Source organism: Micromonospora sp. NPDC048839 (assembly GCF_040649915.1).
In the GTDB taxonomy this organism is placed as follows: Bacteria; Actinomycetota; Actinomycetes; order Mycobacteriales; family Micromonosporaceae; genus Micromonospora.
On record NZ_JBEZGL010000010.1, the window covers coordinates 242,971 to 266,893 of the forward strand.

General features: G+C 70.9%; 26 protein-coding genes and 1 riboswitch. Of the genes, 19 read left to right on the forward strand and 7 right to left on the reverse strand.

The window, feature by feature from the left end; all coding sequences use genetic code 11:
• Positions 1–49 precede the first annotated feature (49 nt).
• The 7 genes from rpe (at position 50) to ribH (ending at position 6,280) form a co-directional block, all read left to right on the forward strand.
• A complete protein-coding gene (rpe, locus tag AB0C25_RS20900) occupies positions 50–730 on the forward strand; it encodes a ribulose-phosphate 3-epimerase (protein WP_357375470.1) in 681 nt (226 codons plus the stop codon).
• A gap of 1 nt (position 731) precedes the next feature.
• The gene (locus AB0C25_RS20905; protein WP_357375472.1) at positions 732–1,688 is read left to right on the forward strand and encodes a response regulator; all 957 of its coding nucleotides are present in this window, start codon (positions 732–734) and stop codon (positions 1,686–1,688) included.
• A gap of 77 nt (positions 1,689–1,765) precedes the next feature.
• A riboswitch (FMN riboswitch) is annotated at positions 1,766–1,936 on the forward strand.
• Positions 1,937–2,130: 194 nt separating this feature from the next.
• Complete coding sequence (gene ribD / locus AB0C25_RS20910) at positions 2,131–3,192, forward strand: bifunctional diaminohydroxyphosphoribosylaminopyrimidine deaminase/5-amino-6-(5-phosphoribosylamino)uracil reductase RibD (protein WP_357375474.1); 1,062 nt, start codon at positions 2,131–2,133, stop codon at positions 3,190–3,192.
• Position 3,193: 1 nt separating this feature from the next.
• Positions 3,194–3,832: a riboflavin synthase gene (locus AB0C25_RS20915; protein WP_357375476.1), complete on the forward strand. Its 639-nt coding sequence runs from the start codon at positions 3,194–3,196 to the stop codon at positions 3,830–3,832.
• A complete protein-coding gene (gene pnuC, locus AB0C25_RS20920) occupies positions 3,832–4,515 on the forward strand; it encodes a nicotinamide riboside transporter PnuC (RefSeq protein WP_357375478.1) in 684 nt (227 codons plus the stop codon). The genes AB0C25_RS20915 and pnuC overlap by 1 nt, the downstream gene beginning before the upstream one ends.
• Entirely contained in the window at positions 4,512–5,777 is a 1,266-nt protein-coding gene (locus AB0C25_RS20925) for a bifunctional 3,4-dihydroxy-2-butanone-4-phosphate synthase/GTP cyclohydrolase II (protein ID WP_357375480.1), read from the forward strand. The genes pnuC and AB0C25_RS20925 overlap by 4 nt, the downstream gene beginning before the upstream one ends.
• A 2-nt stretch (positions 5,778–5,779) precedes the next feature.
• Positions 5,780–6,280 carry a 6,7-dimethyl-8-ribityllumazine synthase gene (gene ribH, locus AB0C25_RS20930; protein ID WP_357375587.1) on the forward strand — a complete coding sequence of 167 codons (501 nt, stop codon included), beginning with the start codon at positions 5,780–5,782 and terminating at the stop codon, positions 6,278–6,280.
• Between the two features lie 37 nt (positions 6,281–6,317).
• On the opposite strand, the gene AB0C25_RS20935 is transcribed toward ribH, so the two are convergent.
• The 3 genes from AB0C25_RS20935 to AB0C25_RS20945 are packed head-to-tail and all read right to left on the reverse strand — an operon-like array spanning position 6,318 to position 8,763.
• Positions 6,318–7,061 (reverse strand): amino acid ABC transporter ATP-binding protein, encoded by a 744-nt coding sequence (locus tag AB0C25_RS20935; RefSeq protein ID WP_357375482.1) that lies wholly within the window; start codon positions 7,059–7,061, stop codon positions 6,318–6,320.
• 2 nt (positions 7,062–7,063) lie between these two features.
• Entirely contained in the window at positions 7,064–7,909 is an 846-nt protein-coding gene (locus tag AB0C25_RS20940; RefSeq protein ID WP_357375484.1) for an amino acid ABC transporter permease, read from the reverse strand.
• Entirely contained in the window at positions 7,906–8,763 is an 858-nt protein-coding gene (locus AB0C25_RS20945) for a transporter substrate-binding domain-containing protein (protein WP_357375486.1), read from the reverse strand. Before AB0C25_RS20945 ends, AB0C25_RS20940 begins: the two co-directional genes overlap by 4 nt.
• Positions 8,764–8,880: 117 nt before the next feature.
• On the opposite strand from AB0C25_RS20945, the gene AB0C25_RS20950 reads away from it, so the two are divergent.
• The 9 genes from AB0C25_RS20950 (at position 8,881) to pheT (ending at position 17,656) form a co-directional block, all read left to right on the forward strand.
• Positions 8,881–9,162, forward strand: a complete 282-nt coding sequence (locus AB0C25_RS20950) for a phosphoribosyl-ATP diphosphatase (protein ID WP_355030129.1) — start codon at positions 8,881–8,883, stop codon at positions 9,160–9,162.
• Positions 9,163–9,212: 50 nt separating this feature from the next.
• Entirely contained in the window at positions 9,213–10,058 is an 846-nt protein-coding gene (hisG, locus tag AB0C25_RS20955) for an ATP phosphoribosyltransferase (RefSeq protein ID WP_357375488.1), read from the forward strand.
• A gap of 271 nt (positions 10,059–10,329) precedes the next feature.
• Positions 10,330–10,803, forward strand: coding sequence for a PH domain-containing protein (locus AB0C25_RS20960; protein WP_357375490.1), 474 nt, complete (start codon positions 10,330–10,332; stop codon positions 10,801–10,803).
• A 787-nt stretch (positions 10,804–11,590) separates the two neighbouring features.
• Positions 11,591–12,259: a translation initiation factor IF-3 gene (infC, locus tag AB0C25_RS20965; RefSeq protein ID WP_357375492.1), complete on the forward strand. Its 669-nt coding sequence runs from the start codon at positions 11,591–11,593 to the stop codon at positions 12,257–12,259.
• Between the two features lie 20 nt (positions 12,260–12,279).
• A complete protein-coding gene (rpmI, locus tag AB0C25_RS20970; protein ID WP_110566082.1) occupies positions 12,280–12,474 on the forward strand; it encodes a 50S ribosomal protein L35 in 195 nt (64 codons plus the stop codon).
• A 32-nt stretch (positions 12,475–12,506) separates the two neighbouring features.
• The gene (gene rplT / locus AB0C25_RS20975; protein ID WP_007458417.1) at positions 12,507–12,899 is read left to right on the forward strand and encodes a 50S ribosomal protein L20; all 393 of its coding nucleotides are present in this window, start codon (positions 12,507–12,509) and stop codon (positions 12,897–12,899) included.
• A gap of 83 nt (positions 12,900–12,982) precedes the next feature.
• A complete protein-coding gene (locus AB0C25_RS20980) occupies positions 12,983–13,780 on the forward strand; it encodes an RNA methyltransferase (protein WP_357375494.1) in 798 nt (265 codons plus the stop codon).
• 218 nt (positions 13,781–13,998) lie between these two features.
• Positions 13,999–15,066 (forward strand): phenylalanine--tRNA ligase subunit alpha, encoded by a 1,068-nt coding sequence (gene pheS / locus AB0C25_RS20985; protein ID WP_357254884.1) that lies wholly within the window; start codon positions 13,999–14,001, stop codon positions 15,064–15,066.
• Positions 15,067–15,106: 40 nt separating this feature from the next.
• Entirely contained in the window at positions 15,107–17,656 is a 2,550-nt protein-coding gene (gene pheT, locus AB0C25_RS20990) for a phenylalanine--tRNA ligase subunit beta (RefSeq protein WP_357375496.1), read from the forward strand.
• A gap of 261 nt (positions 17,657–17,917) precedes the next feature.
• Here pheT and AB0C25_RS20995 read toward each other — a convergent pair whose 3' ends face one another.
• Positions 17,918–18,346, reverse strand: coding sequence for a DUF429 domain-containing protein (locus AB0C25_RS20995; protein ID WP_357375499.1), 429 nt, complete (start codon positions 18,344–18,346; stop codon positions 17,918–17,920).
• A gap of 274 nt (positions 18,347–18,620) precedes the next feature.
• Between AB0C25_RS20995 and AB0C25_RS21000 the strand changes: the two genes are divergently transcribed.
• Both AB0C25_RS21000 and AB0C25_RS21005 read left to right on the forward strand, forming a co-directional pair.
• The gene (locus tag AB0C25_RS21000; protein ID WP_357375500.1) at positions 18,621–19,346 is read left to right on the forward strand and encodes a hypothetical protein; all 726 of its coding nucleotides are present in this window, start codon (positions 18,621–18,623) and stop codon (positions 19,344–19,346) included.
• A gap of 13 nt (positions 19,347–19,359) precedes the next feature.
• Positions 19,360–20,019 carry a hypothetical protein gene (locus AB0C25_RS21005; RefSeq protein ID WP_357375502.1) on the forward strand — a complete coding sequence of 220 codons (660 nt, stop codon included), beginning with the start codon at positions 19,360–19,362 and terminating at the stop codon, positions 20,017–20,019.
• 570 nt (positions 20,020–20,589) lie between these two features.
• Here AB0C25_RS21005 and AB0C25_RS21010 read toward each other — a convergent pair.
• From AB0C25_RS21010 to AB0C25_RS21020, 3 genes are all read right to left on the reverse strand, one after another.
• Complete coding sequence (locus AB0C25_RS21010) at positions 20,590–21,165, reverse strand: hypothetical protein (RefSeq protein ID WP_357375504.1); 576 nt, start codon at positions 21,163–21,165, stop codon at positions 20,590–20,592.
• 128 nt (positions 21,166–21,293) lie between these two features.
• The gene (locus AB0C25_RS21015; RefSeq protein WP_357375506.1) at positions 21,294–22,004 is read right to left on the reverse strand and encodes a 5-formyltetrahydrofolate cyclo-ligase; all 711 of its coding nucleotides are present in this window, start codon (positions 22,002–22,004) and stop codon (positions 21,294–21,296) included.
• Between the two features lie 10 nt (positions 22,005–22,014).
• Positions 22,015–23,181 carry a helix-turn-helix domain-containing protein gene (locus AB0C25_RS21020; RefSeq protein WP_357375508.1) on the reverse strand — a complete coding sequence of 389 codons (1,167 nt, stop codon included), beginning with the start codon at positions 23,179–23,181 and terminating at the stop codon, positions 22,015–22,017.
• A gap of 361 nt (positions 23,182–23,542) precedes the next feature.
• Here AB0C25_RS21020 and AB0C25_RS21025 point away from each other — a divergent pair, with 361 nt between their 5' ends.
• Positions 23,543–23,824 carry a hypothetical protein gene (locus tag AB0C25_RS21025; RefSeq protein ID WP_357375589.1) on the forward strand — a complete coding sequence of 94 codons (282 nt, stop codon included), beginning with the start codon at positions 23,543–23,545 and terminating at the stop codon, positions 23,822–23,824.
• The last annotated feature ends 99 nt before the right edge of the window (positions 23,825–23,923 follow it).

Here is a 23,923-nt window from a genome sequence, read left to right on the forward strand (position 1 = left end):
TTGGTGCCGCGCTGCGGGTCGCGCGTGACCGCGTTCGTACACTGGCCCCGTGACCGTACCGCCGCCGATCGTCGCGCCGAGCATCCTGGCCGCCGATTTCGCCCATCTCGCCGAAGAGGTCCGTGCCGTCGAGGACGCTGCGGACTGGTTGCACGTCGACGTGATGGACAACCATTTCGTGCCGAACCTGACCATCGGGTTGCCGGTGGTGCAGAGCCTGCGGGCGGTCACCGCGATGCCGTTCGACGTGCACCTGATGATCGAGGATCCGCGCCGGTGGGCGCCCGGTTACGCCGACGCGGGGGCGTACAACGTCACCTTCCACGCGGAGGCGGCCGACGACCCGGTGGCGCTGGCCAAGGACCTGCGCTCGGCGGGCGCGAAGGCCGGCCTGGCCATCGACCGGGACACTCCGATCGAGCCGTATCTGGACCTGCTGCCCAGCTTCGACACCCTGCTGATCATGACGATCAAGGCCGGCTTCGGTGGGCAGCGGTTCATTCCGCAGTTGCTGGAGAAGGTGCGTACCGCCCGCCGGCACGTCTCGGCCGGGCACCTGGAACTGCGCATCGAGGTGGACGGCGGGATCGCCGCGGACACCATCGAGCAGGCGGCCGCCGCCGGCGCCGACGCGTTCGTGGCCGGCACCGCCGTGTACGGCGCCGCCGACCCGGCGGAGGCGGTACGACACCTGCGGGCACTGGCGGAACGCGCGGCTCCCGGGGCCTGAGGTGGAACCCGAGGTCGACCGCAAGGACATCATCCTCGTCGTCGACGACGACGCGGACATCGCTCGTTTCGTCGAGTTCAACCTGCGGCTGCACGGCTTCGAGGTGATCCACGCCAGCGACGGTCAGGAGGCCCTGGAGGTCATCGAGCGTCAGCGACCGGACCTGGCGGTGGTCGATCTCATGATGCCCCGCATCGACGGGCTGGAGCTGACCCGGCGGCTGCGCGCCGACCCGATGACCTCCGCCCTTCCGGTGATCATGCTGACGGCCAAGGGGATGACTGTCGACAAGGTGCACGGGCTCAGCGCCGGCGCCGACGACTACCTGGTCAAGCCGTTCGACACCGCCGAACTGGTGGCCCGGGTCTCGTCCACCCTGCGCCGCAACAAGGAGTTCCGGGAGGTCTCCCCGCTGACCGGGCTGCCCGGCAACAGCCGGATCCGTCGGGAGATCAGCGACCGGGTCCGCAACGGCGTGGACTACGCCGTCGGCTACGTCGACATCGACCGGTTCAAGAGCGTCAACGACCGGTACGGCTTCGTGCGGGGCGACGACTTCATCTCCGCGCTGGCCCGCAGCCTGCACCGGGCGGTGGTGGGCGTCGGGCTGCCACCGGCCTTCCTCGGTCACGTCGGCGGCGACGACTTCGTCATCGTCTGCGCACCGGACCAGGTGCGCCCACTGACGTCCCGGGCGGTCGTCGACTTCGAGAACGCGGCCGACACGCTCTACGACCCGACCGACCGGGAGCGCGGCTTCGTCGAGCTGAAGGACCGGCGCGGCAACATCCGCCGCGCCGCCCTGGTCACGCTCTCCATCGGGGTGTCCCTCTCCGACGCCGGCAAGCGGTTCACCGACCCCCTGGAGGCGATCGCGGTGGCCTCGGAGATGAAGACGGTGGCGAAGAGTCAACCGGGGTCGTACGTCGCGGTGGACCGGCGCCGTGGTGTCACGTGAGCATGACGGCCCTGTGAAGTAGCTCGCCTAGGTGGCGACGCGCGCCCGTCGGCGTGCAACACTTTCCTGTACCCACCACGCGCTGGCGGGACTCGGTGAAATTCCGAACCGGCGGTGATCCACGGTCCAACCGTGGTCAGCCCGCGACCCGGACGGCTCTGCTGTCCGGTGGACCTGGTGAAAATCCGGGGCCGACGGTTGGGAGCGGTTCGTCCGCCCCCAGACAGTCCGGATGGGAGACAGCGCGCGGGACGGACGGGTCCGAGCCGGCCGCTGGCTTCAGCGTGCCGCGCCGACCCTCCGGGGGCGGCTGTGCCGTTCCCGGAATCCGTGGGCGGCTCGCGCCGTTCCCGGATCCGCCTCCGCCTGCCCGCGGCCCCATGGCCGCAGCCTCCCTGACCGCCCGCGCGCGGACCGGCGAGTGAGAGGGCAGGACAGGGCGATGGCCAGCGTCTCCGTCGACGAGGCGATGCGGCGTGCGATCGAGTTGGCGGCACGCGGGCTCGGCACCACCAGTCCCAACCCGGTGGTCGGCTGTGTGCTGCTCGACGAGGACGGCCAGGTCGTGGGCGAGGGCTTCCACGCGTACGCGGGCGGGCCGCACGCCGAGATCGTCGCGCTGGCGCAGGCCGGGCGACGCGCCAAGGGCGGCACCGCCGTCGTCACTCTGGAACCGTGCGACCACACCGGCCGCACCGGCCCCTGCAGTTCCGCCCTCGTCCAGGCCGGGGTGTCCCGGGTGGTCATCGCCGTACCCGACCCGAACCCGGTCGCGTCCGGGGGCGCCGCCACCCTGCGCGCCGCCGGGGTCCGGGTCGACCTGGGGGTACGCGGCGAGGAGGCCGAGGCCGGCAACGTCGCGTGGCTGACCTCGATGCGCCGCGGCTGGCCGTATGTCATCTGGAAGTACGCCGCCACGCTCGACGGGCGCTCCGCCGCGGCGGACGGCACCAGCATGTGGATCACCTCGGAGGCGGCCCGGATCGACGTGCACGCGCTGCGCGGGACCGTCGACGCGGTACTCGCCGGGGTGGGCACCGTGCTCGCCGACGACCCCCGGTTGACCGCCCGCAACCTGCGCGACGGCAGCCTGGCCATCCGGCAGCCGCTGCGGGTGGTCGTGGACAGCTCGGGGCGTACCCCGGCCGACGCCCGGGTCCGCGACGGCGCCGCGCGGACGTGGATCGCGACCGCCGCCGAGGTCGGCGCCGACCCGGACGGCCGGGTGGACCTGTCGGCGCTGCTCGCGGCGCTGCACCAGCGCGGGGTCCGCGCGGTGCTGCTGGAGGGCGGCCCCCGACTGGCCGGCGCGTTCCTGCGGGCCGGCCTGATCGACAAGATCGTCGGGTACGTGGCGCCCCGGTTGCTCGGCGCCGGTCCGACCGCCCTGGTCGACGCGGGAGTGACCACCATCGCCGAGGCCATCGATCTGGAGTTCGTCGACGTTACGCAGATCGGTCCGGATCTCCGGATCACCGCTTTGCCCCGAAAAAGGGAGGGCTGACATGTTCACCGGCATTATCGAGGAGTTGGGCGAGATCGTCCGGGTCACGGCGACGGCGGGCGATTCCGCGCTTGTCGCCGTGCGCGGTCCGCTCGTCACGTCCGATGCCCGGCACGGCGACTCCATCGCGGTCAACGGCGTCTGCCTGACCGTCGTGGACGTCACCGACGGGGTCTTCACCGCCGACGTGATGGGGGAGACGCTGCGCCGCTCCGCGCTGGGCGCGTTGAACGTCGGCGACCCGGTCAACCTGGAGCGGGCCGCCGCCCTCGGCAGCCGGCTCGGCGGGCACCTGGTGCAGGGCCACGTCGACGGCGTCGGCGAGCTGACCTCCCGGGAGCCGGCCGAGCACTGGGAGACCGTCCGGTTCCGCCTGCCCGCCGCGCTGTCCCGGTACGTGGTGGAGAAGGGTTCGATCACCATCGACGGCGTCTCGCTGACCGTGGCCGAGGTGGGCGCGGACGAGTTCGCCGTCGGGTTGATCCCGACCACGCTCACAATGACCACGCTCGGCGCCAAGGGTGTCGGCGACCCGGTCAACCTGGAGGTCGACGTGCTGGCCAAGTACGTCGAGCGGCTGCTCGGCGACCGGCTCACCGACGCTCCCGCGACGGCCTCGACCCTGGGCGAGGTGGCCTGATGGGTCCGCTCAGCTGGCTGTTGGACGCCCAGGTGCAGGTGGCCGGCTCGCCGGTGCTGGCCCGGGAGATCGTCGGCAACGCCTTCGGGCTGGTCTCCGCGCTGCTCGGGCTGCGCCGGCTGGTCTGGGCGTGGCCGGTCGGCATGGTCGGTAACGCGCTGCTGCTCACCGTCTTCCTCGGCGGGGTGTTCGCCACCCCGCAGGAGCACGACCTGTACGGGCAGGCCGGCCGGCAGGTGTTCTTCTTCGCCGTCAGCGTCTACGGCTGGTGGCGCTGGCAGTCGAACCGTCGCGCCGACGCCGGTCAGGCGGCGGTCGTCCCGCGGTGGGCCACCGGGCGGGAGCGGCTGATGCTGCTGCTGGCCGCGGTGGTCGGCACCGCCGCGGCGTACCCGGTGCTCAAGGCACTGGGCTCGTGGGGTCCGCTGCCCGACGCCTGGATCCTCACCGGCAGCCTGCTGGCCACCTACGGCATGGCCCGTGGCTGGGTGGAGTTCTGGCTGCTGTGGATCGCGGTGGACGCCGTCGGCGTGCCGCTGCTGCTGCGCGGCGGCTTCTATCCGTCGGCGGTCATGTACCTGGTCTACGGCGCCATCTGCGCCTGGGGCTTCGCCGCCTGGTGGCGCACCTCGCGCGCTGCGGCCCTCGCCCGCACGCCCATCTACCGGGAGGCCGTCGCGTGACCAGTTTTGGGAGCATCGAGCAGGCGATCGCGGAGATCGCCGCCGGCCGGCCGGTCGTCGTGGTCGACGACGCCGACCGGGAGAACGAGGGCGACCTGATCTTCGCGGCCGAGCTGGCCACGCCGGAGCTGATGGCGTTCATGGTGCGCTACACCTCCGGGTACGTCTGCGTGGCGTTGACCGAGAGCGAGGCCGACCGCCTCGACCTGCCGCCGATGCACCACACCAACCAGGACCGGCGCGGCACCGCGTACACGGTGACCGTGGACGCCCGGGAGGGGGTCAGCACCGGCATCTCGGCGGCCGACCGCGCGCACACCAGCCGGCTGCTCGCCTCGGCGGCGACCGACCCGACCGACCTGGCCCGGCCCGGCCACGTGGTGCCGCTGCGCGCCCGTGAGGGCGGGGTGCTGCGGCGACCCGGGCACACCGAGGCGGGGATCGACCTGACCCGGCTCGCCGGTCTGCGCCCGGCGGGCGTGCTCTGCGAGCTGGTCAACGACGACGGCACCATGATGCGGGTGCCGGACCTGGAGAAGTTCTGCGCCGAGCACGGCCTCATGCTGATCACCATCGCCGACCTGGTCGCCTACCGGCGGCGTACCGAGAAGCAGGTCGAACTGGTCGCGGACGCCCGCATGCCCACCCGGCACGGGGTGTTCCGGGCGCTCGGCTACCGCGCCGAGCACGATCCGGCCGAACACGTCGCCATGGTGCTGGGTGACCTCGGCGACGGCCAGGACGTGCTGGTGCGGGTGCACTCGGAGTGCCTGACCGGTGACGTGTTCGGCTCGCTGCGCTGCGACTGCGGGCCGCAGTTGGACGCCGCGTTGGCCCGGGTGGGCCGCGAGGGCCGGGGCGTGGTTCTCTACGTCCGCGGACACGAGGGGCGCGGCATCGGGCTGTTGCACAAGCTGCAGGCGTACCAGTTGCAGGACGCCGGCCGCGACACCGTCGACGCCAACCTCGACCTGGGCCTGCCGGCGGACGCCCGCGACTACGGCACCGGCGCCCAGATCCTCTACGACCTCGGCGTGCGCTCGATGCGCCTGCTGACCAACAACCCGGCCAAGCGGGCCGGGCTGGAAGGGTACGGGTTGACCATCACCGGCCGGGAGGGGCTGCCGGCCGGCGCGCACCCGGAGAACCTGCGCTACCTGCGCACCAAGCGGGACCGGATGGGTCACCTGCTGGACGAGTTGGACGAGGTGTCCGAGGCGCCACTGGGGCGCCCGGTCGCCAACGACGAGATCGGAGCATGACGATGGCGGGTTTCGGTGAGCCGGGAGTCGACGCGGTGGACGCCGCGGGGCTGACCGTCGGGATCGTGGCAGCCCGGTGGCACGGTGACCTGACCGACCACATGCTGGAGCGGGCCGTGGCCGCCGCCGAGGCGTGCGGGGCGCGTTCGGTCGTCGCCCGGGTCGCCGGGTCGGTCGAGTTGCCGGTGGTGGCGCAGGCCCTCGCGCGTCGCTGTGACGTGGTGGTCGCGCTCGGCGTGGTGGTGCGCGGCTCCACCGCCCACTTCGACTATGTCTGCCGCTCGGTGACCGACGGGCTGACCCGCGTGGCGCTGGACGAGGGCAAGCCGGTGGCGCACGGGGTGCTGACCGTGGAGACCATCGAGCAGGCCCGCGACCGGGCCGGTCTGCCCGGCTCGGCCGAGGACAAGGGCTGGGCCGCCACGGTGGCCGCGCTCGACGCGGCGCTCGCCGTGCGAACCGTCGCGGCGGGCAACGCCCAGCGGGTCGGCTTCAGCGGCTGACGCCCGTGCCGCCCCGGTCGTCTCTGGGGGCGGGCCTTCAGAGACGACCGGCTTCGATGATCCGGTGCAGGAACTGCCGGGTCCGCGGCTGGGTCGGCTCGCCGAACACCTGCTCCGGCGGGCCGCTCTCGACGACCCGCCCGGCGTCGAGGAAGCAGACCTGGTCGGCGACCTCCCGGGCGAAGCCCATCTCGTGGGTGGCCAGCACCATCGTCATGCCGTCGGCCTTCAGGTCCCGGATCATCGCCAGCACCTCGCCGACGAGTTCCGGGTCCAGCGCGGAGGTGATCTCGTCGAGCAGCATCAGTCGAGGTGAGTTCGCCAGCGCCCGGACGATCGCCACCCGCTGCTGCTGCCCGCCGGAGAGCCGATCCGGGTAGGCGTCCGCCCGGGCGCCCAGACCCACCCGGTCGAGCAACTCCCGGGCCTGCGCCTCCGCCGCCGCACGATCCCGCCGGTGTACGCGCCGCGGCGCGAGGGTGATGTTGTCCAACACGCTCAGGTGCGGGAACAGGTTGTACGCCTGGAACACCATCCCGATCCGCCGGCGGACCCGGTCCGGGTCCACCCGGGGATCGGAGATGTCCTCCCCGTCCAACTCGATGGTGCCGTCGTCGAGCTCCTCCAGCAGGTTCACACAGCGCAGCAGGGTGGACTTGCCCGAGCCGGAGGCGCCGATCAGCGCGACCACCTGATGCTCGGCGACCGTCAGGTCGAGCTGGTCGAGCACGACCTGACCGGCGAACTCCTTGCGCAGGCCCCGGCACCGCAGCACAGCCATGGTCAGCCTCCCGACTGTCGGCGGGCCGCCCGCAGCGTCACCCAGTCGGTGACCGCGATCAACGGGATCGCGAGCAGCACGAAGAGCACTCCCGCCACGATGTACGGCGTGTAGTTGAAGGTCTGGGCGGTGGCGATCTGGGCGGCCCGGACCGCGTCGATCGGCCCGGCGAGCGAGACCAGCCCGACGTCCTTCTGCAACGCCACCACGTCGTTGAGCAGGGGTGGCGCCACCCGGCGGACGGCCTGCGGCAGGACCACGTGCCGCATGGTCTGCCGGTACGTCAGGCCCAGCGAACGGGCCGCGGCGAGCTGGCTGGGATGCACCGACTCGATGCCGGCCCGGAACACCTCGGCGAGGTATCCGCCATAGGTGAGGACCAGCGCGAGCCCGCCGAGCACCAGCGCCGGCGGCATGCCCTGCAGGCGCAGGCCGGGCACGCCGAGGGTGAGCACGTACAGCACGATGATCAGCGGCAGACCGCGGAAGGTGTAGGTGTAGCCGGCGGCCAGCGCCCGGACCGGAAAGAAGATCGGGCCGCGCAACGTCCGCAGCACCGCGATCACCAGCCCGAGCACCAGCGCGCCGACGGCACAGCAGACCAGCAGTCGGACGTTGAGCCAGAGCCCGCCGAGCACCGCCGGCAGCGCGTCCCGGGCGATCGCCGGGTCCAGGAACGACTGCCGGACCCGGTCCCAGCCGGGCGCGCCGGTCAGCGCGACGACCAGCAGCGTGCCGAGCGCCGCCGTGGAGCCGGCCGCGACCAGCACGCTGTGGACCGTCTGCCGATGCCGGTACGCCGACCGCCGCCGCTGCGCCTCGGAGGGAACGTGTTCGCGCAGGGTCACCGCAGCTCGGCCGCCCCCGCGACCTGCGCGAGCCACTTCTCCTCCAGCTGCTTGAGCGTGCCCGCCTCGGTGAGTTGACCGACCGCGCCGGTGACGCAGGGGGTCAGTGGCGAGTTCTTGTCCAGCAGCAACCCGAAGGCCTCGGGCGCGCCGACCTGCGGCACCTGCCCGACGATCGTCGCGTCGGTGAGCTCCGCGCCGGTGATGTAGAAGGCGGTCGGCAGGTCCACCACCAGACCGTCGATCTGCCCGTTCTGCAGGGCCTTCTTGGCGTCGTCGTTGCTGTTGTAGACCTGGGGTTTGCTGGTCGGCTTGAGCACGTCGACGATCGCCTGGTGGCTGGTGGTGCCGACCTGGGCGCCGAGCCGGGCGTCACGGAGTTCCGCCAGCGACTTCCGGCCGGCGATCTTGGACGACTTCAAGGCGATCACGGTCTGCCGGACCAGGTAGTACGGCGCGGAGAAGTCGACCGCCCGCTTGCGCTCGTCGGTGATGGAGAACTGGTTGATGTCGAAGTCGAAGGCCTTCGGCCCGGGTGCGATGGCGGTGTCGAACTTGACCCGGGTCCAGGCGACGTCCGCGCGGGCGTAGCCGAGCTTCTCGGCCACCGCGTACGCGACGGCGGATTCGAAGCCCTCGCCGTTGTCCGGCTTGTCCTTGGCGAACCACGGCTCGTAGGCGGGCTGGTCGGTGGCGATGGTGAGCTTGCCCGGTGTCCGCGTGGGCAGGCTGTCCTTGGCGCAGGACGGTGCGGTGACAGTGGGGGTTGGCTCCTTCTGGGGCGCGCATCCGGCGGTGGCGACGACGACGGCACCGGCGAGGGTGAGCGCGAGGAGACGTGAGCTGCTGGCCATGGCCGACAGCGTAGAGGTATCGACCGGCCTGCTTGGGGTTTTATCCCACCATGTTGATAGGGAATTGTCCGCTTGCTGGATTTCGGCGGACCCGGACGCGGGGTGCCGCCCCGGTGGCTGGAAGAATCGTCCACCGTGAAGACGTTCGAGGAGTTGTTCGCCGAGCTGCAGGCCAAGGCCGCCGCCGGCACCCCGGGCTCGGGCACCGTCGCCGCTCTGGAGAAGGGCGTGCACTTCATCGGCAAGAAGGTCGTCGAGGAGGCGGCCGAGTCGTGGATGGCCGCCGAGCACGAGGGGCCGGAGCGCACCGCCGAGGAGATCTCCCAACTGCTCTACCAGGTCCAGGTGCTCATGCTCGCCAGTGGTCTCGACCTCAAGGACGTCTACCGACATCTGTGAGTGCATCCCCACCCGTTGATCGCCATCCGGATCGAAGGAGCACTCCCGTCATGCTGCGTGTCGCCATTCCCAACAAGGGCACCCTGGCCGAGCCGGCCGCCCAGATGCTGCGTGAGGCGGGCTACCGCCAGCGCACCGACCCCAAGGACCTCGTCTGCCGCGACGAGGCCAACGACGTCGAATTCTTCTACCTGCGCCCCAAGGACATCGCCACCTACGTCGGGTCCGGTGACCTCGACCTCGGGATCACCGGCCGGGACCTGCTGATCGACTCGGCCGCGCCGGCGGAGGAGGTCGTCGACCTCGCCTTCGGGCAGGCCACCTTCCGCTTCGCCGCCCGCCCCGACGACATCGCCTCCGTGCGGGACCTGGGCGGGCACCGGATCGCCACCGCGTACCCCGGGCTGGTCGAGCGGCACCTCGGCGAGGTGGGCGTCAAGGCCGACGTGATCCGCCTCGACGGCGCGGTGGAGAACGCCGTACGCCTCGGCGTCGCCGACGTGATCGCGGACGTCGTGGAGACCGGCGCCACCCTGCGTCAGGCGGGCCTCGTGGTGTTCGGTGAGCCGCTGCTGCGCTCCTCGGCGGTGCTGGTCCGCCGCGCCGCCGCGCCGGCCCACCCGCAGGCCGCGCAGCTGCTGCGTCGCCTGCACGGTGTGCTGGTCGCCCGCCGCTACGTGATGCTCGCCTACGACGTGCCGGCCGGTCTGCTGGAACGGGCCAGCGGGCTCACCCCCGGCATCGAGTCGCCCACGGTGTCGCCGCTGCACCGCGAGGGGTGGGTGGCGGTGCAGGCGATGGTCCTCCGTGAGGACGTCCACCGCATCATGGACGAGCTGTACGAGCTGGGCGCCCGCGCCATCCTCGTCACCAACATCCACGCCTGTCGCCTCTGACCGTCGGCATCCACCGCTCGGCCCGCCACGGTAGGGCGCCGTCCGCGCGGTGCCGTCCGCGCGGTGCCGTCCGCGCGGTGCCGTCCTGCGCAAGATCACGCTCGATCATTGATGTAGTGGCCTCCAGCGCCACCGATGCCACTACATCCCGGATCGAGCACGATCTTGCGCGGGGCGGTGTGGCTTGCGCGGGGCGGTGTGGCTTGCGCGGGCGGTGCGGCTTGCGCGGGCGGTGCGCTCGACGGGCGGGTGCGGATGGCAGACTGGTGGGGTGAGTGACACCGAACTGGTCCACCTGAAGCCCCGCCGCATCCGCGTGGTCTGCTGGTCGGCGGCGGTCGCGCTGGTGGTCGTGTTCGGCCTGGTCGCCACCTCGCTGAGTGGGCCGACCGGCGACGGTTACGGCAGCTTCCAACGTGGCGACCAGATCGCCATGATCGGCCTGGGCATCTTCGGCGCGCTGGGCTTTCTGCTGTTCACCCGTCCACGGGTAGAGGCGGACGCTCGTGGCATTCGGGTCCGCAACGTCATCAGCTCCTACGAGCTGCCCTGGGAGGTTGTCCGGGGAGTCCGTTTCGACCGGGGCGCCCCGTGGGCCAGCCTGGAGCTGCACGACGACGATCTCCTGCCGATGGTCGCCCTGCAGGCCGCCGACAAGGAGCTGGCCGTCGACGGGGTCCGCGCGCTGCGGCGACTGCACGAGGCGCACCAGGCCCGTCTCGCCGAGCGTGCCGGCGGCCGCTGACCCGCTGACCCGACCCCCAGCTGTCCAAGATCCGCGCAACAACACCGAAACTGCTGCCTCACGCCCGCCGGAGGTAGCACTATCGCCGATGTTGCTCGGATCTTGACGCGCCGTGCGCCGTGCGCCGTGCCGCGTGCGCCGTGCCGCGTGCGCCGTGCCGCGTGCGCCGTGCCGCGTGCGCCGTGCCGCGTGCGCCGTGCCGCGTGCGCAGTGCCCCGTGCGCAGTACCCCGTGCCCCGTGCGCAGTGCCCCGTGCCCCGTGCGCAGTGCCCCGTGCCCCGTGCGCAGTGCCCCGTGCCCCGTGCGCGGGCAGGGCGGGCCGAGCGCCCCGCGCGGGGGGACGGGCGCCGAGCATCCGCCGTACCCGGACGGGGCGCGGCTGAGCGCCCGCCGTGCGCGGGCCGGGCGGGGTCGAGCGCCCGGCAGTACGCGGGCGGGGCGGGCGGGTAGGCCCAGCGTGGCTGGGGTGTGCCCGGTTTGGGGCCAGCCGGGGCGCGGGTGTAGTGTTATCGAGTCGACCGGGCTGTCTCCGCATGCGAGCAGGCAGCCTTGAAAGCGGAGCGCCTGCTCCCACCCGAGTCGCCGCTACGGTGGCCGGGTCCGGTCACCGGTTCCGGGCACGTCCCGGCACCGGACGTGTGATCCTGTGATCGCACCGACCGGTCGAGCGGGCCCTGGCATGCGCCGGGGCCTTCTGCTTTCCAGGTCGGTTCCCACCTGGGAGCCGCCGGGGTCGGTTACCTGAGCAGAAACGACTCGAGGAGGCCCCATCAGCGTCGAACCACGCGTGAACGAGCAGATCCGGGCACGTGAGGTCCGACTGGTCGGCCCCGAGGGTGAGCAGGTGGGCATCGTCCCGCTGGAGCGCGCCCTTCAGCTGGCCGCGGACGTCGATCTGGACCTGGTCGAGGTTGCGCCGATGGCGCGCCCGCCGGTGTGCAAGCTCATGGACTTCGGCAAGTTCAAGTATGAGAGCGCACTCAAGGCGCGCGAAGCGCGGCGTAACCAGCAGCAGACCGTCATCAAGGAAATGAAGCTTCGGCCGAAGATCGACCCGCACGACTACGAGACCAAGAAGGGTCACGTGGTGCGGTTCCTCAAGGCGGGCGACAAGGTCAAGGTGACGATCATGTTCCGTGGTCGCGAGCAGAGTCGCCCGGAGCTGGGTTACCGGCTCCTGCGCCGGCTCGAATCCGAGATCACGGACCTGGGATACGTCGAGGCCGCCCCCAAGCAGGACGGCCGAAACATGATCATGGTTCTCGCTCCGCTTCGGGCCGTGAAGGCCTCCGCGGTCGCCGCCACGGCGTCCCGCGGTGCACCTCGGGACCGGGCAGCGGACGAGTCCGCCGCTCCGGCAGCCGATGAGACCGCGGCGGTCGGCGAGACCGCAACGGCCGGCGAGACCGCAACTGCCGGTGACACCGGCCTCGCCGCCGACACAAGCGGCGAGTAACAGGGGAGAAGACGTTCCACATGCCGAAGATGAAGAGCCACACGGGTATGGGCAAGCGGGTCAAGGTGACCGGCCGTGGCAAGATCGTGGCCGAGCAGGCCGGCAAGCGCCACCTGCTGGAAGGCAAGTCTTCCACCCGTACCCGCCGGTTGACCGGCACGGTCGAGGTGGCCAAGGCTGACGTCAAGCGCATCAAGAAGCTGCTCGGCCGCTGACGCGCGCCACCTTTACGTTTTAAGGAGTTGAGATGGCACGCGTCAAGCGGGCTGTAAACGCCCAGAAGAAGCGTCGTACCCTGCTGGAGACCGCGAGCGGTTACCGCGGTCAGCGCTCCCGCCTGTACCGCAAGGCCAAGGAGCAGGTGCTGCACTCGATGCAGTACGCCTACCGGGACCGTCGCGACCGCAAGGGCGACTTCCGGCAGCTGTGGATTCAGCGGATCAACGCGGGCGCCCGGGCCAACGGGATGACCTACAACCGTCTGATCCAGGGCCTGCGTCTGGCTGGCATCGAGGTCGACCGCAAGATCCTGGCCGACATGGCTGTCAACGACGCCGCTTCCTTCGCGGCGATCGTGGAGCTGGCCCGGGCCGCGGTCACGGCCGAGGGCACCGGCGGCGCGGCGGCTCAGGCCGCCTGATCCCCACGCACCAGAGCGAGGCGTCTCCCGTGTCGGCACCGCCGTCCGGGGGGCGCCTCAATCGTGTCGGAGGAACGCACATCATGGCCTTCACCCCGCGTACCCCCAGGGTTGTCGCCGCTCGGCGGTTGCAGCGCCGGCGCGACCGCGACGCCACCGGCCGGTTCCTGGCCGAGGGACCGCAGGCGGTCCGCGAGGCTCTGGCGCGGCCGGGGGTGGTCACCGAGCTGTTCGGTACGCCCGCCGCGCTCGACCGGCACCCGGAGTTGGCCGCCACGGCGGCCCGCGCCGACGTGCCCGTCTCCGAGATCACCGACGACGCCCTCGCGGCCCTGACCGAGACCGTCGCCCCACAGGGGCTGGTCGCGGTCTGCCAACACCTGGACGTGTCGTTGGAGCAGGCCCTCGCGAATGCGCCCCGGCTGGTGGCGGTCCTCGCCGAGATCCGCGACCCCGGCAATGCCGGCACGGTGCTGCGCACCGCCGACGCGGCCGGCGCGGGTGCGGTGATCTTCGCCGGCGACGCCGTCGACCCGTACAACGGCAAGTGCGTGCGGGCGTCGGCCGGCAGCCTCTTCCACGTCGATGTGGTCCGCGCGCCGGACCCGGTCACGGTGGTCGACGCGCTGCGCGCCGCCGGGCTGTCGATCTTCGCCACCACGGGGTACGGCGACAACGACCTGGACGACCTGACCGACTACGGTCGGCTCGTCGGGCCCACCGCCTGGTTGTTCGGCTCGGAGGCGCACGGCCTGCCCGAGGAGCTGACCGCCGCCGCCGACACCACGGTGCGGGTGCCGCTGTACGGGCGCGCGGAGAGCCTCAACCTGGCTGCCGCGGCGGCGGTGTGCCTGTACGCTTCAGCGAGAGCACAGCGCTGAGGTGATCGTGCCCGGCGCGACTGACAGCAGGGGAGAGCGTCCGCCCATGAACGCGACACGGCGTTCGTTTAGCCAGCCCGCCGGCGTCGGCGGGCGGCGGGCCTGACCTGCTCCCTGCACAACTCCTACCGGCGGGCTGCGGCGAAGCCGCGCGTCCGTAGACTCGCCTAGCCGCCCCGGTGAGGGCTGGCGCCGCCGTGAGGGAGTGCCCGTACGCCATGAGCTACCGAAACGATCCGTACGACCCGAAGCAGGTCGCCCTGCTCGACCCCGCCGCCCTGGACGAGGCTGTCGCGGACGCCACGAAGGCGTTCACGGCCGCCGCCGACCCGGACGCGTTGACCGCGCTGCGCTCGGTGCACCTGGGGGACCGGTCGCCGGTCTCCCTGGCGCGCCGCGAGATCGGCGCGTTGCCGCCGGCCGCGAAGTCCGACGCCGGTAAGCGGGTCAACGAGGCCCGCCGGGCGATCGAGACCGCGTACGCCGACCGCGCCGAGGTGCTGGAGCGTGAGCAGGCCGAGCGGGTGCTGGTCGAGGAGCGGGTGGACGTTACCCTGCCCTACGACAGGCGTCCGCGGGGAGCCCGGCACCCGCTGAGCGTCCTGATGGAGTCGATAAGCGACCTGTTCGTCGGGATGGGCTACGAGGTGGCCGAGGGTCCCGAGGTCGACCTGGAGTGGGTCAACTTCGACGCGTTGAACATCCCTGCCGACCACCCGGCGCGCGGGTTGATGGACACCTTCCACATCGCGCCGGAGGGGTCCGGGCTGGTGCTGCGGACGCACACCTCCACGGTGCAGACCCGCACCATGCTCAGTCGGAAGCCGCCGATCTACGTGATCGTGCCCGGCCGCGTCTACCGCACCGACGAGATCGACGCCACCCACAGCCCGGTGTTCCACCAGGCCGAGGGCCTGGTGGTCGACAAGGGCATCACGATGGCGCACCTGCGGGGCACACTCGACCACTTCGCCCGGGCGATGTTCGGTCCGGAGGCGAAGACCCGGTGGCGGCCGCACTACTTCCCGTTCACCGAGCCGTCGGCGGAGTTCGACGTGTGGTTCCCGGAGCACCGCGACGGCCCGCAGTGGGTCGAGTGGGGTGGCTGCGGGATGGTCAACCCGCGGGTGCTGCGCGCCTGCGGCGTCGACCCGGAGGTCTACTCCGGCTTCGCGTTCGGGATGGGCATCGACCGGACCCTGATGGTCCGGCACGGGGTCAGCGACATCCGCCATCTCTTCGAGGGCGACGTGCGGTTCAGCCGCGCGCTCGGGACCGGGGCGTAGGCGATGCGGGTACGAGACACGGGAACGGTGGTCTGACGTCATGCGAGTTTCTGTCAGTTGGCTCCGGGAGTACGTCGATCTCCCCGCCGACCTGCCCACCGGTGACCTGGAGCAGGCCCTGGTCGACCTCGGCATCGAGGTCGAGTCCGCCGTGGACCTGACCGAGACCGTCACCGGTCAGCTCGTCGTCGGCGAGGTGCGTGAGATCGAGGAACTCACCGGCTTCAAGAAGCCGATCCGCTTCTGCCGGGTCGACGTGGGCGCCGCCAACGGCACCGGCGAGCCGCAGGAGATCGTCTGCGGGGCGCGCAACTTCGCCGTCGGTGACCGGGTCGTGGTGATCCTGCCCGGCGGTGTGCTGCCCGGCGGGTTCGCGATCGGCGCCCGCAAGACGTACGGGCACAACTCGGCGGGCATGATCTGCTCGGCGAAGGAGTTGGGTCTGGGCGACGACCACTCCGGCATCATCGTGCTGGGGCCGGAGGTGACGGCCAAGCCGGGCGACGACGCGCGCCCGGTGGTCGGCCTCGACGACGTCGTGTTCGACCTGGAGATCACCCCCGACCGGGGGTACGCGCTGAGCCTGCGCGGCCTGGCCCGGGAGCTGTCGCACGCCTTCGACGTGCCGCTGCACGACCCGGCCCTGACGCCGGCGCCGGGCGGCACCGAGACGCCGGCGTACCCGGTGGAGGTCCGCGACACGGTCGGCTGCGACAGGTACACCGCCCGCCTGGTCCGCGGCGTCGACCCGAACGCGCCCACCCCGTCCTGGATGGCCCAGCGACTCGTCACCGCCGGCATCCGCAGCATCTCGCTGCCCGTCGACATCACCAACTACGTGATGCTGGAACTGGGCCAGCCGATGCACGCGTTCGACGCCGACCGGATCGCCGGGCCGCTGGTGGTTCGCCGTGCCGAGGCGGGGGAGAAGCTGACCACCCTGGACGGGGTCAAGCGTGTGCTCACCGCCGACGACATGGTCATCTGCGACGACACCGGCCCCATCTCCCTGGCCGCGGTGATGGGCGGCGAGACCAGCGAGGTCGACACCGGCGGCACCACGAACGTGCTCTTCGAGGCCGCCCACTGGGACCCCGCCATGGTCGGGCGCACGGCCCGCCGGCACAAGCTGTTCAGCGAGGCCGCGAAGCGCTGGGAGCGGGGCGTCGACCCGGCCGTGGCGTTGGTCGCGCTGGACCGTGCCGTTCGGCTGCTCACCGAGCACGGCGGCGGCACCCCGAGCGCGGAGATCCTGGACATCGACCACGTCCGTCCGCGTACCCCGATCACGCTGCCGGCGGACCTGCCGACCCGGCGGGTCGGGGTCGAGTACCCGCCGGCGCGGGTGGTCGCCCTGCTGGAGCGGGTGGGCTGCACCGTCGCGCAGGGCGACGACCGGTTGTTCGAGGACCCGGGCGCTCTCGGCATGGCCAGCGGCGCCGGGGCGGCGCTGAGCGTCACCCCGCCGACCTGGCGGCCCGACCTGACCGACCCGGCCGACCTGGTCGAGGAGGTGGTCCGCCTCGACGGGTACGACAAGGTCCCGTCGGTGCTGCCGACCGCGCCCCCCGGCCGCGGCCTGACCCCGCGGCAGCGTCGCCGCCGGGCCGTCGCCGGGTCCCTCGCTGAGCGGGGGTACGTGGAGGTGCTCGCGCACCCGTTCGTGTCGCCGGAGCTGGCGGATCAGCTGGGCCTGCCCGCCGACGACGCGCGCCGACCCGCGGTGCGGCTGGCCAACCCGCTGTCCGAGGAGGAGCCGCTGCTGCGCACCACGCTGCTCGGCCCGCTGCTCGGCATCCTCAAGCGCAACCTCGGCCGGGGTCACCGCGACCTCGCCCTCTACGAGATCGGCGCGGTCTTCCACCCGCGCGTCGGTGCCGGCAGCCCGCCCGCGATGGGCGTGGACCGGCGGCCCACCGACGCGGAGTTCGCGGCCGCCGACGCGGTGGTGCCGGCGCAGCCGGTGCACGTCGCGGTGGTGCTCGCCGGCGACCTCGACCCGGCCGGCTGGTGGGGTGCGGGTCGACCGGCCGGCTGGGCGGACGCGATCGAGGCGGCCCGGGACGTGCTGGCCGCCGCCGGGATCCCCGACGAGCGGGTCGAGGTGCGCGCGGCCGAGTACGCGCCGTGGCACCCCGGTCGCTGCGCCGAACTGCGGGTCGACGACACGGTCGTCGGGCACGCCGGTGAACTGCACCCGGTGGTGGTCGCGGCGCTGGAACTGCCCCGGCGCACCTGCGCGATGGAGCTGGACCTCGACGCGCTGCCGGCGACCCCGGTGACGCCCGCGCCGACGGTGTCCGGCTTCCCGCCGGCGCTCATCGACGTGGCCCTGGTCGTGGACGACTCGGTGCCGGCGGAGCAGGTGCGCCGGGCGCTGGAGGCGGGCGCCGGTGAGCTGTTGGAGGACGTGCGGCTGTTCGACGTCTACTCCGGGACGCAGCTCGGCGAGGGTCGCCGGTCGTTGGCGTACAAACTGACCTTCCGGGCGCCGGACCGGACGCTGACCGTCGAGGAGGCGGTCGCGGCACGGGATGCGGCGGTCGCCGTCGCGGCGGAACGGCTCGGCGCGACCCTGCGCGGCGCGTAACCGGCTCGGCCCGTCCCCGCACCGCGATCTCTTAATCCGCCGGTTCGGGGTTCGAGTCCCTGGCGGCGCACCATCGATCAAGGCTCCGACCTGGTGGTTCACACCGGGTCGGAGCCTTTTTTCGTGTCTGCGTCTGGGTGGTGGCGGCTCGGTAGGTGCTCGGGAGCCGATGGACCGGGGTGGTCCCGGTGGGACGCGGCGGGCTGCTTTAGGACGCCGGTCGGTGGTTGCCGGTGCGGCGGGATATGGCCGGCATCGAAGTCACCATTTCGAGTCTGTGGCACCGCGCTGGGCCAGCAGCCGTGGGCGACCAGCTTCGTGACCGAGCTGCGGGATGGGCCGCGTACTCGCTGCGCCGGCAGCTGCGGGAACACCTTCACTGATGGCGCGGCCGCCGCGGCAACGGTCCACGTCGTGCCTGGCAGCGGCGAACATCGCCAGCAGTCCGGCGCCGCGGAAGGCGGCATGGGCGATGCGGTCCGCGGCCACGCTCAGCGGGATGATGCCCGTCTCCTCGCGGACGACTTCGTGGGCACGCACGAGCGCTACGAAAAGCTCCGGCCAGCCGAGCGGGCAGTCCAGTCCGACCTTGTCGGCGTGCTCGCTGGCCTCGATGATGCCGGCGTCGCTGACGTCGAGGACCAGGTCCGGCACTATGGCGCGGTCCGGCAGCCATTCGACCGCGGCCATCGCTGTGCGCTTGTCCCCGCTGCGAGGTCGACGCCGAGGGTTAACGCCTCACCACTCCAGGTGCCGTTAGCGCAGTCGGACATTGCTCGACCGACGGTCGTTCGCCGACGTTCAACTGTGTCCTAGATCCGATGTGCTGAGTCAGGGGCGGGCGCGGCTGCCGCGTTGAGGAGAGAACCGTCGTTGGCTCCGTCCATGTTGGTCATGCTGCCTCGTGTTCCGACACATGGATCGATGGATGTTGGCTGGGCTCTTGGCGGCGGGGGAGGTTCACATGTCATCGCGCACGGGGGCGAGTGCGTTTCTTGCGGTGGTGTTGTCGGTTGTGCTGGCCGGGTGCGGCACGGATGGCGGCACACAACCGCCAGCCGGACCGAGCCCATCGCCAGCGACCGCCGCGCCGGCGGCCAGCGAGGTGGCTGCCTCGGTTGAGCCCGAGGCCGCGCCGGTCAATCCCGTCGAGGTACTTGCCCGCAATACCCGGCGTGCGTATGCGGCGTGTGGCGGCTGCGGAGGAGTGCTCGCGCTTTCCGGTGCCGACCTGCAGGTGGCGATCGACTCCCTGGTTGCCGAGCACTCCAAGCAGGCCGGCCCGGCACTGACGCGAAAGAACGCGGAGCTTGCCCTTTACGGTCCTGCCGGGACGACGCCGAAGGTGGCCGGGGACAACGTCCAGGGATTCGACGTGTTGTTCTACGATGCGTCGGGCAAGCTGGTGCTGGGACGCCAGATCAAGACGTTCGCCGGCAAACCCAACCAGTTTCCGAACCGACTCCGCGCGGCGGCGCCCACCATGAAATACGACGGAGAGCTGCTGGTCCAGGTAGCGCCCGGTGTCGACGCGGCGGCCGTGGAGGGCATGATGAAAAGCTTCTGGGGCAACCGCTCCGATGCACGGCTGGCGGCCTACCAGAACATGTGGGTGGCGTTCCGGTCTCCGGACGGAAGGCCGCTGGGCTTGTGGATGCCGGGCGCGCGTGGCATGGGCGTGCCGGGCTGATCGGGGACGACCTGTGGGAATTGACGCCACCTTGTTCTGCCTCTGCCGACGGGTCCAGCTTGTCCTCGGCAAGCCGGTGCGTAACTCGTGGGACGACATCATCTACTTCGCCTACGCACACCCGAGTACGCCAAAGCACAGTCAGTCGCGGGAGATGTCGGGGGCGTTGTGGAAGATCCTCGCTGAGCACGTCGGTCACCAGTTGCAAGTGATCTACGACTCTCAGTTGGAGTACGACGAGATGTGGGAGCCGCCTGGGCCGCCGGCCATGATCGGCGGTGACGAGGCCGGTGATATCGAGTTCAGCGATTATCTTGCCGCCTGGCCAGAGGACGATTTCGCCGACTACCCGGATAGCGGCTGGGATGTGTCGAAGGTCGGCTACCTGGCGTGTTTCCGTTGTCGGGAACGGCTCTGCCTGGGGCAGGCGGTGCGCGACGCCGATGGTCGGGTGCTGTTCTTCCACCGTGGTGGTCCGGAGACTCCGGCCAACTCCCGGCAGCCGGTGCTCAACCGGGCGGCGTGGCGGTTTCTGGCCCGCCACTCCACGCACGAGATGCCGATCCTGGTCGGCCCACCGTACGACCGGGACCTCGACGGTTACGTCGAGATCGGCGGCAAGCGGCCTGACGATGTTCCGTTTGACGACTACCTGGCCAACTGGCCCGGGTAAGGCCAGGTGCATACACCCGGCACGTCGCTCCGCATCAACGGACGACGCCACGCCGACAGCCCACCCGAGGCGCGTCACGGTGGTGCTCCCTGGGTGCTCGGCCGCCACGGACCGGCTCGCTCAGAGTGGACTGGGGATACGTCGGTTTGGCTCAAACGGGCAAAGCCAGGCAGCGCGTGGACCGGTGAGACTGAAGGAGCGGGAGAGCACTGATCAATGCCGCCTCTCAATCCGCGGGTCCGGGGTCCGAGTCCCTGGCGGCGCATCAACGAGATAGGCCCTGAGCTGGTGGTTCATATCGGGTCGGGGCCTTTTCGTGTTCCCTTGGGTGTTGGCGTCGAGTTCCGGCACCAGCGAGGACGGGTTCGACCAGTATTCGCCGATGGACGCCATCAAGTGCGCGCCAGGGTGGCTGAGTGAGCCGGTCACGAGATGATCGTGGCTGGTGTTGGCGGCGGCGAGACCTAGGCTGGCAACGGTCCAGGCGACGTCACCTTCGCCGAGCTTGGTTAGGAACGACGCGGCGAACGGGCACCAGCGCCCGCCGCAATTCCCGGAGACGAGTCGTCGTCAGTCGCTCACGTGCCGAACAGCACTTGCGAGGCTGGCAATTTTCTCATCGGCGCGGCGGCGGTGGTGCCTCACCCACTGCTTGCCTTCAGCCGCGATCCCCTCCAGGACGTGCAGGGTATGGCTGAGTCCGGACGCGTCCTGTGACAGCTCGGTGATCTTTGTCGGATCATCCTCATGTGGGTCGGTCTCGCCATCTGGCACGCTCACCTGCACCGAAACCGGGTCGCCGTTGAAGAGCGTCAGCTTGAAGGTCTGCTGCTGTCCGGCGGCCCCTTCGATCCGTACGGCGGCGACGGCGTCGAAGCGGTAGTTGAGGCGTTGGGTGATCCGGCTCGTGGTCAGCTCGAAGTCCAGTTCGATGTCGACCTGCCGCACACCATCCTGGGTGAGCAGGAAGAGCAGGAGCTGATACCGGGAGTATCGCCAGGGGCCACGGGGATAGCGAGCCCGCTTGCAGGCACGGCCGGGTGCCTCGATGAATGCGTGCGCGATGACTTGACTGGGGTGCAGTTGGAATTGCCTCATGGCCTGGTCGACCAGGACCTTGCGGTCGTGTTCCAGCCAGGCCGCCATCTCGGCGTCGGAGGGGCTGTCGGCCAGCTTCGCCTGCCACTTGCGGTACGCCGCCCATTGGGCTTGCCGGGCGCGAGCCTCGTTAGCGAGAAGGCCCCTGGCCTTCTATCGTCCTGTGGCGACAGTCGCTAGGTGCGCAGTATGGGAATGCTGTCGAGCTGATCTTGATGAAGCTTTGATCCGATGATGCCGGACGGCCGTCCCCGCTCGGGTCTGCAAGCCACTACCTCGTTCGGCGTGATCGCGAAGTCGACGCTGAAGTCATGGTCCGCATCGGGCAGCTCGTCATCCAAGAGTTGGGTCTGGTGGATCGTGGTGGCGATGGCGGTCTCGGTGGTGACGAGTCCGGCCTCGGTGAGGAGGGCGATCTCCAGGTCGGAGTAGCCGGCGCCCTTGCCGACCCGCACGCCGCTGTGGCGACTGACCGCGACGCTGCCGCAGACGATGAGGTCCACCGGACGCATCTCGTCGGGTCCCACGGTGGGAGCGACCTGGGGTGCGCCGCTACTGGTAGCCGCGGTCTCGATCGGTGCGGTGAGGTTGGTGGGGTCGAGCAGATAGAAGGGCTTTGGGGTGGCGAGTCTCGGGACCGCCATGTAGAGCAGCTTGCCTTCCTGCAGAGCACGTACCCGGACGGGAAGTTGTGCCCGGTCGGGGTTGCATTTGATGGTTCGGGCGTTCTTCCAGACGTCCAACTCGGCGAGGTGGGCTGCGGCCTCCTCCTTGCCGACGAAGTCGGGGATGTGACCGTGCACGCCGGATGGGGCGGCACCTTGACGTTCGAGGAGGTCCCATACGTGCTGTCGAACGGCGTGTTTGGCGCGGTCGATGTCGGTCACGTTGGTGCTCCTATGGGCTCATGAGGGTGAGGAGTCGGTCGTTCACGTCCTGGACCGAGGGCTCGTTGCGCCATGGGCGTAGCTGCCGGGCGGCGGCGAAGGCGAGGTTGAGTCCGCCGCCGGCACGGGTCCGCTCGATGACGTCGATGGCCTGGTGCAGGTAGGTCGTTGCGGCGTCGACGTCGCGTTGGAGGATGCTGGCGAGGGCAAGATTGCCGAGGATGACGGCGGTGGACTTGCGGCGGGCGGCGATCAGTTGTCGGGCGTCTTCCAACGCTGGTACGGCTTGGTCTGGCTTGTTGAGGGAGAGCCAGCAGGATCCCGCGAGCCTCGTGTAGTGGCTGGGGCAGAAGATGTCGGTGGCTGGATCTCGGGCGTCGACGGCGGCGAAGTGACCTTCAGCGGTACCGAGAGCGTCGGAGCAGTCCCCGGCCTGACCGAGCATCGCGTGTGCCTCAGCCCGATGCAGTTCGGCGAGGCCGGCGATGACGTGACTGTCGCTGTGGCTCACGGCGGCGGCGCGGGTCGTCAGGACAAGACCGGCGTTGGGTTGCTTGGTGCCGTAGAGGGCGAGGTAGCTCTTGCGGAGCAACGCGTTGGCCTCGGTCACCGGGTCTCGCGTTTCCTGGGCCGCGCTGATCGCCTGGTCGAAGTACGCGGCGCTGGCGACATGGTCACGCCGCTGCGAGGCGTCCCAGACAAGTTGACCCATCAACGTCGCGGACTCGGCGACTGCTGCCGCCAGCTCGCGCTGAACCGGCCCGTTGCGGGCGTGCTGGCGAAGGAAGATTGCCTGACCGTGTAGTTGCCCGGCCTCGGCGAGCAGGAGCGTCGAGGGCATCTGGTCGTAGCGCTCGTCGAGGCGCCGTACGCGCTCCCGTAGGTGCGCCACAGCGATCAGGTCGACGCGGCCGGGGTTGCGCAGCACGTAGCCGAGACGCTCGTCGGGCAGTGACGGCGCCTGGCCGACGTCGGCCAAAAGCTCGGCCAGTTCCTCGATCGACAGCTTGAGGGCCGTGGCAAGGCGCGGCCGGTGCCAGGGCTGCGGGTCAGTCTCCGCCCGTTCCCACCGCACGATGGTGGAGCGGTCGACGCCGAGGGCTTCGGCGAGGCGTTCCTGGCTCAGACCGATCGTCTTGCGGCGCTGCGCAAGCCGGTGCCGACGCCTGTCCGCCACGTACCGCCTCCCTTCGCCTCCATCCGTCACGGTCCATTCACCCAGCTCACACCGTGCGACGCAATGGGGATGCATCAGTTCTGCGCCGTTGCCGCGCTGGGCAGCAGCGCCCGCCGGGGCTTGTGTAGACGCATGGCCGGAACGGGTGGGAGCAGAAGCCGCTGTGCAAGGCGCGGCGGCCACGTGAACTCCCGCCCGGTCCGCCGCCGTGCCAAGCCCGACCTACCGAGTGGGGATAGACGTGAGCGCCCAGGAGCGGGACCGGCTTGATTCCACCGGAGCGTCTTCTGCCGCCCGGACCCACGAAGAGCGCCTTACCCAAGCCCAACGCCTCGACTCCGGGTGCAGAGAGCACACTCCGCTGCGCCCGATCTGGCTCTGCCGTGCCTGTGGCCAACCCTGGCCCTGTGGCCGGGCGAAGCTCGCTCTCGTCACCGAGTACGACGGCGATCAGGTCAGTCTGTGCCTCTACCTGGCCCGTATGCTCCATGACGCCATCGACGACCTGCACAAGCTCAACCCCACCACCACCGGGTGCGCCAGTGACATGTTCGATCGGTTCCTCGGCTGGCCCACCCGACGCACCCGCTTATCCCGGATGACTGAGGCCGGCTCTCCGCGGCCCGAGGAGACCGGAGCATGAGGCCTCCCGCTTACCGGGTTGGGGGCACCGCACCGTTCAACCGAACTGTTCATTAGCATGCAGTACTCTGCATGAACTTGCACTCATGAGTCGTCCTTG

Bases quoted from the DNA above. Each gene is read 5' to 3' on its own strand.
- ribD (WP_357375474.1), top strand. From the start codon at position 2,131: ATGGCCAGCGTCTCCGTCGACGAGGCGATGCGGCGTGCGATCGAGTTG.
- AB0C25_RS20915 (WP_357375476.1), top strand. From the start codon at position 3,194: ATGTTCACCGGCATTATCGAGGAGTTGGGCGAGATCGTCCGGGTCACG.
- pnuC (WP_357375478.1), top strand. From the start codon at position 3,832: ATGGGTCCGCTCAGCTGGCTGTTGGACGCCCAGGTGCAGGTGGCCGGC.
- ribH (WP_357375587.1), top strand. From the start codon at position 5,780: ATGGCGGGTTTCGGTGAGCCGGGAGTCGACGCGGTGGACGCCGCGGGG.
- AB0C25_RS20935 (WP_357375482.1), bottom strand. From the start codon at position 7,061: ATGGCTGTGCTGCGGTGCCGGGGCCTGCGCAAGGAGTTCGCCGGTCAG.
- AB0C25_RS20945 (WP_357375486.1), bottom strand. From the start codon at position 8,763: ATGGCCAGCAGCTCACGTCTCCTCGCGCTCACCCTCGCCGGTGCCGTC.
- hisG (WP_357375488.1), top strand. From the start codon at position 9,213: ATGCTGCGTGTCGCCATTCCCAACAAGGGCACCCTGGCCGAGCCGGCC.
- rpmI (WP_110566082.1), top strand. From the start codon at position 12,280: ATGCCGAAGATGAAGAGCCACACGGGTATGGGCAAGCGGGTCAAGGTG.
- rplT (WP_007458417.1), top strand. From the start codon at position 12,507: ATGGCACGCGTCAAGCGGGCTGTAAACGCCCAGAAGAAGCGTCGTACC.
- AB0C25_RS20980 (WP_357375494.1), top strand. From the start codon at position 12,983: ATGGCCTTCACCCCGCGTACCCCCAGGGTTGTCGCCGCTCGGCGGTTG.
- pheS (WP_357254884.1), top strand. From the start codon at position 13,999: ATGAGCTACCGAAACGATCCGTACGACCCGAAGCAGGTCGCCCTGCTC.
- pheT (WP_357375496.1), top strand. From the start codon at position 15,107: ATGCGAGTTTCTGTCAGTTGGCTCCGGGAGTACGTCGATCTCCCCGCC.
- AB0C25_RS20995 (WP_357375499.1), bottom strand. From the start codon at position 18,346: ATGGCCGCGGTCGAATGGCTGCCGGACCGCGCCATAGTGCCGGACCTG.
- AB0C25_RS21000 (WP_357375500.1), top strand. From the start codon at position 18,621: ATGTCATCGCGCACGGGGGCGAGTGCGTTTCTTGCGGTGGTGTTGTCG.
- AB0C25_RS21010 (WP_357375504.1), bottom strand. From the start codon at position 21,165: ATGGCGGCCTGGCTGGAACACGACCGCAAGGTCCTGGTCGACCAGGCC.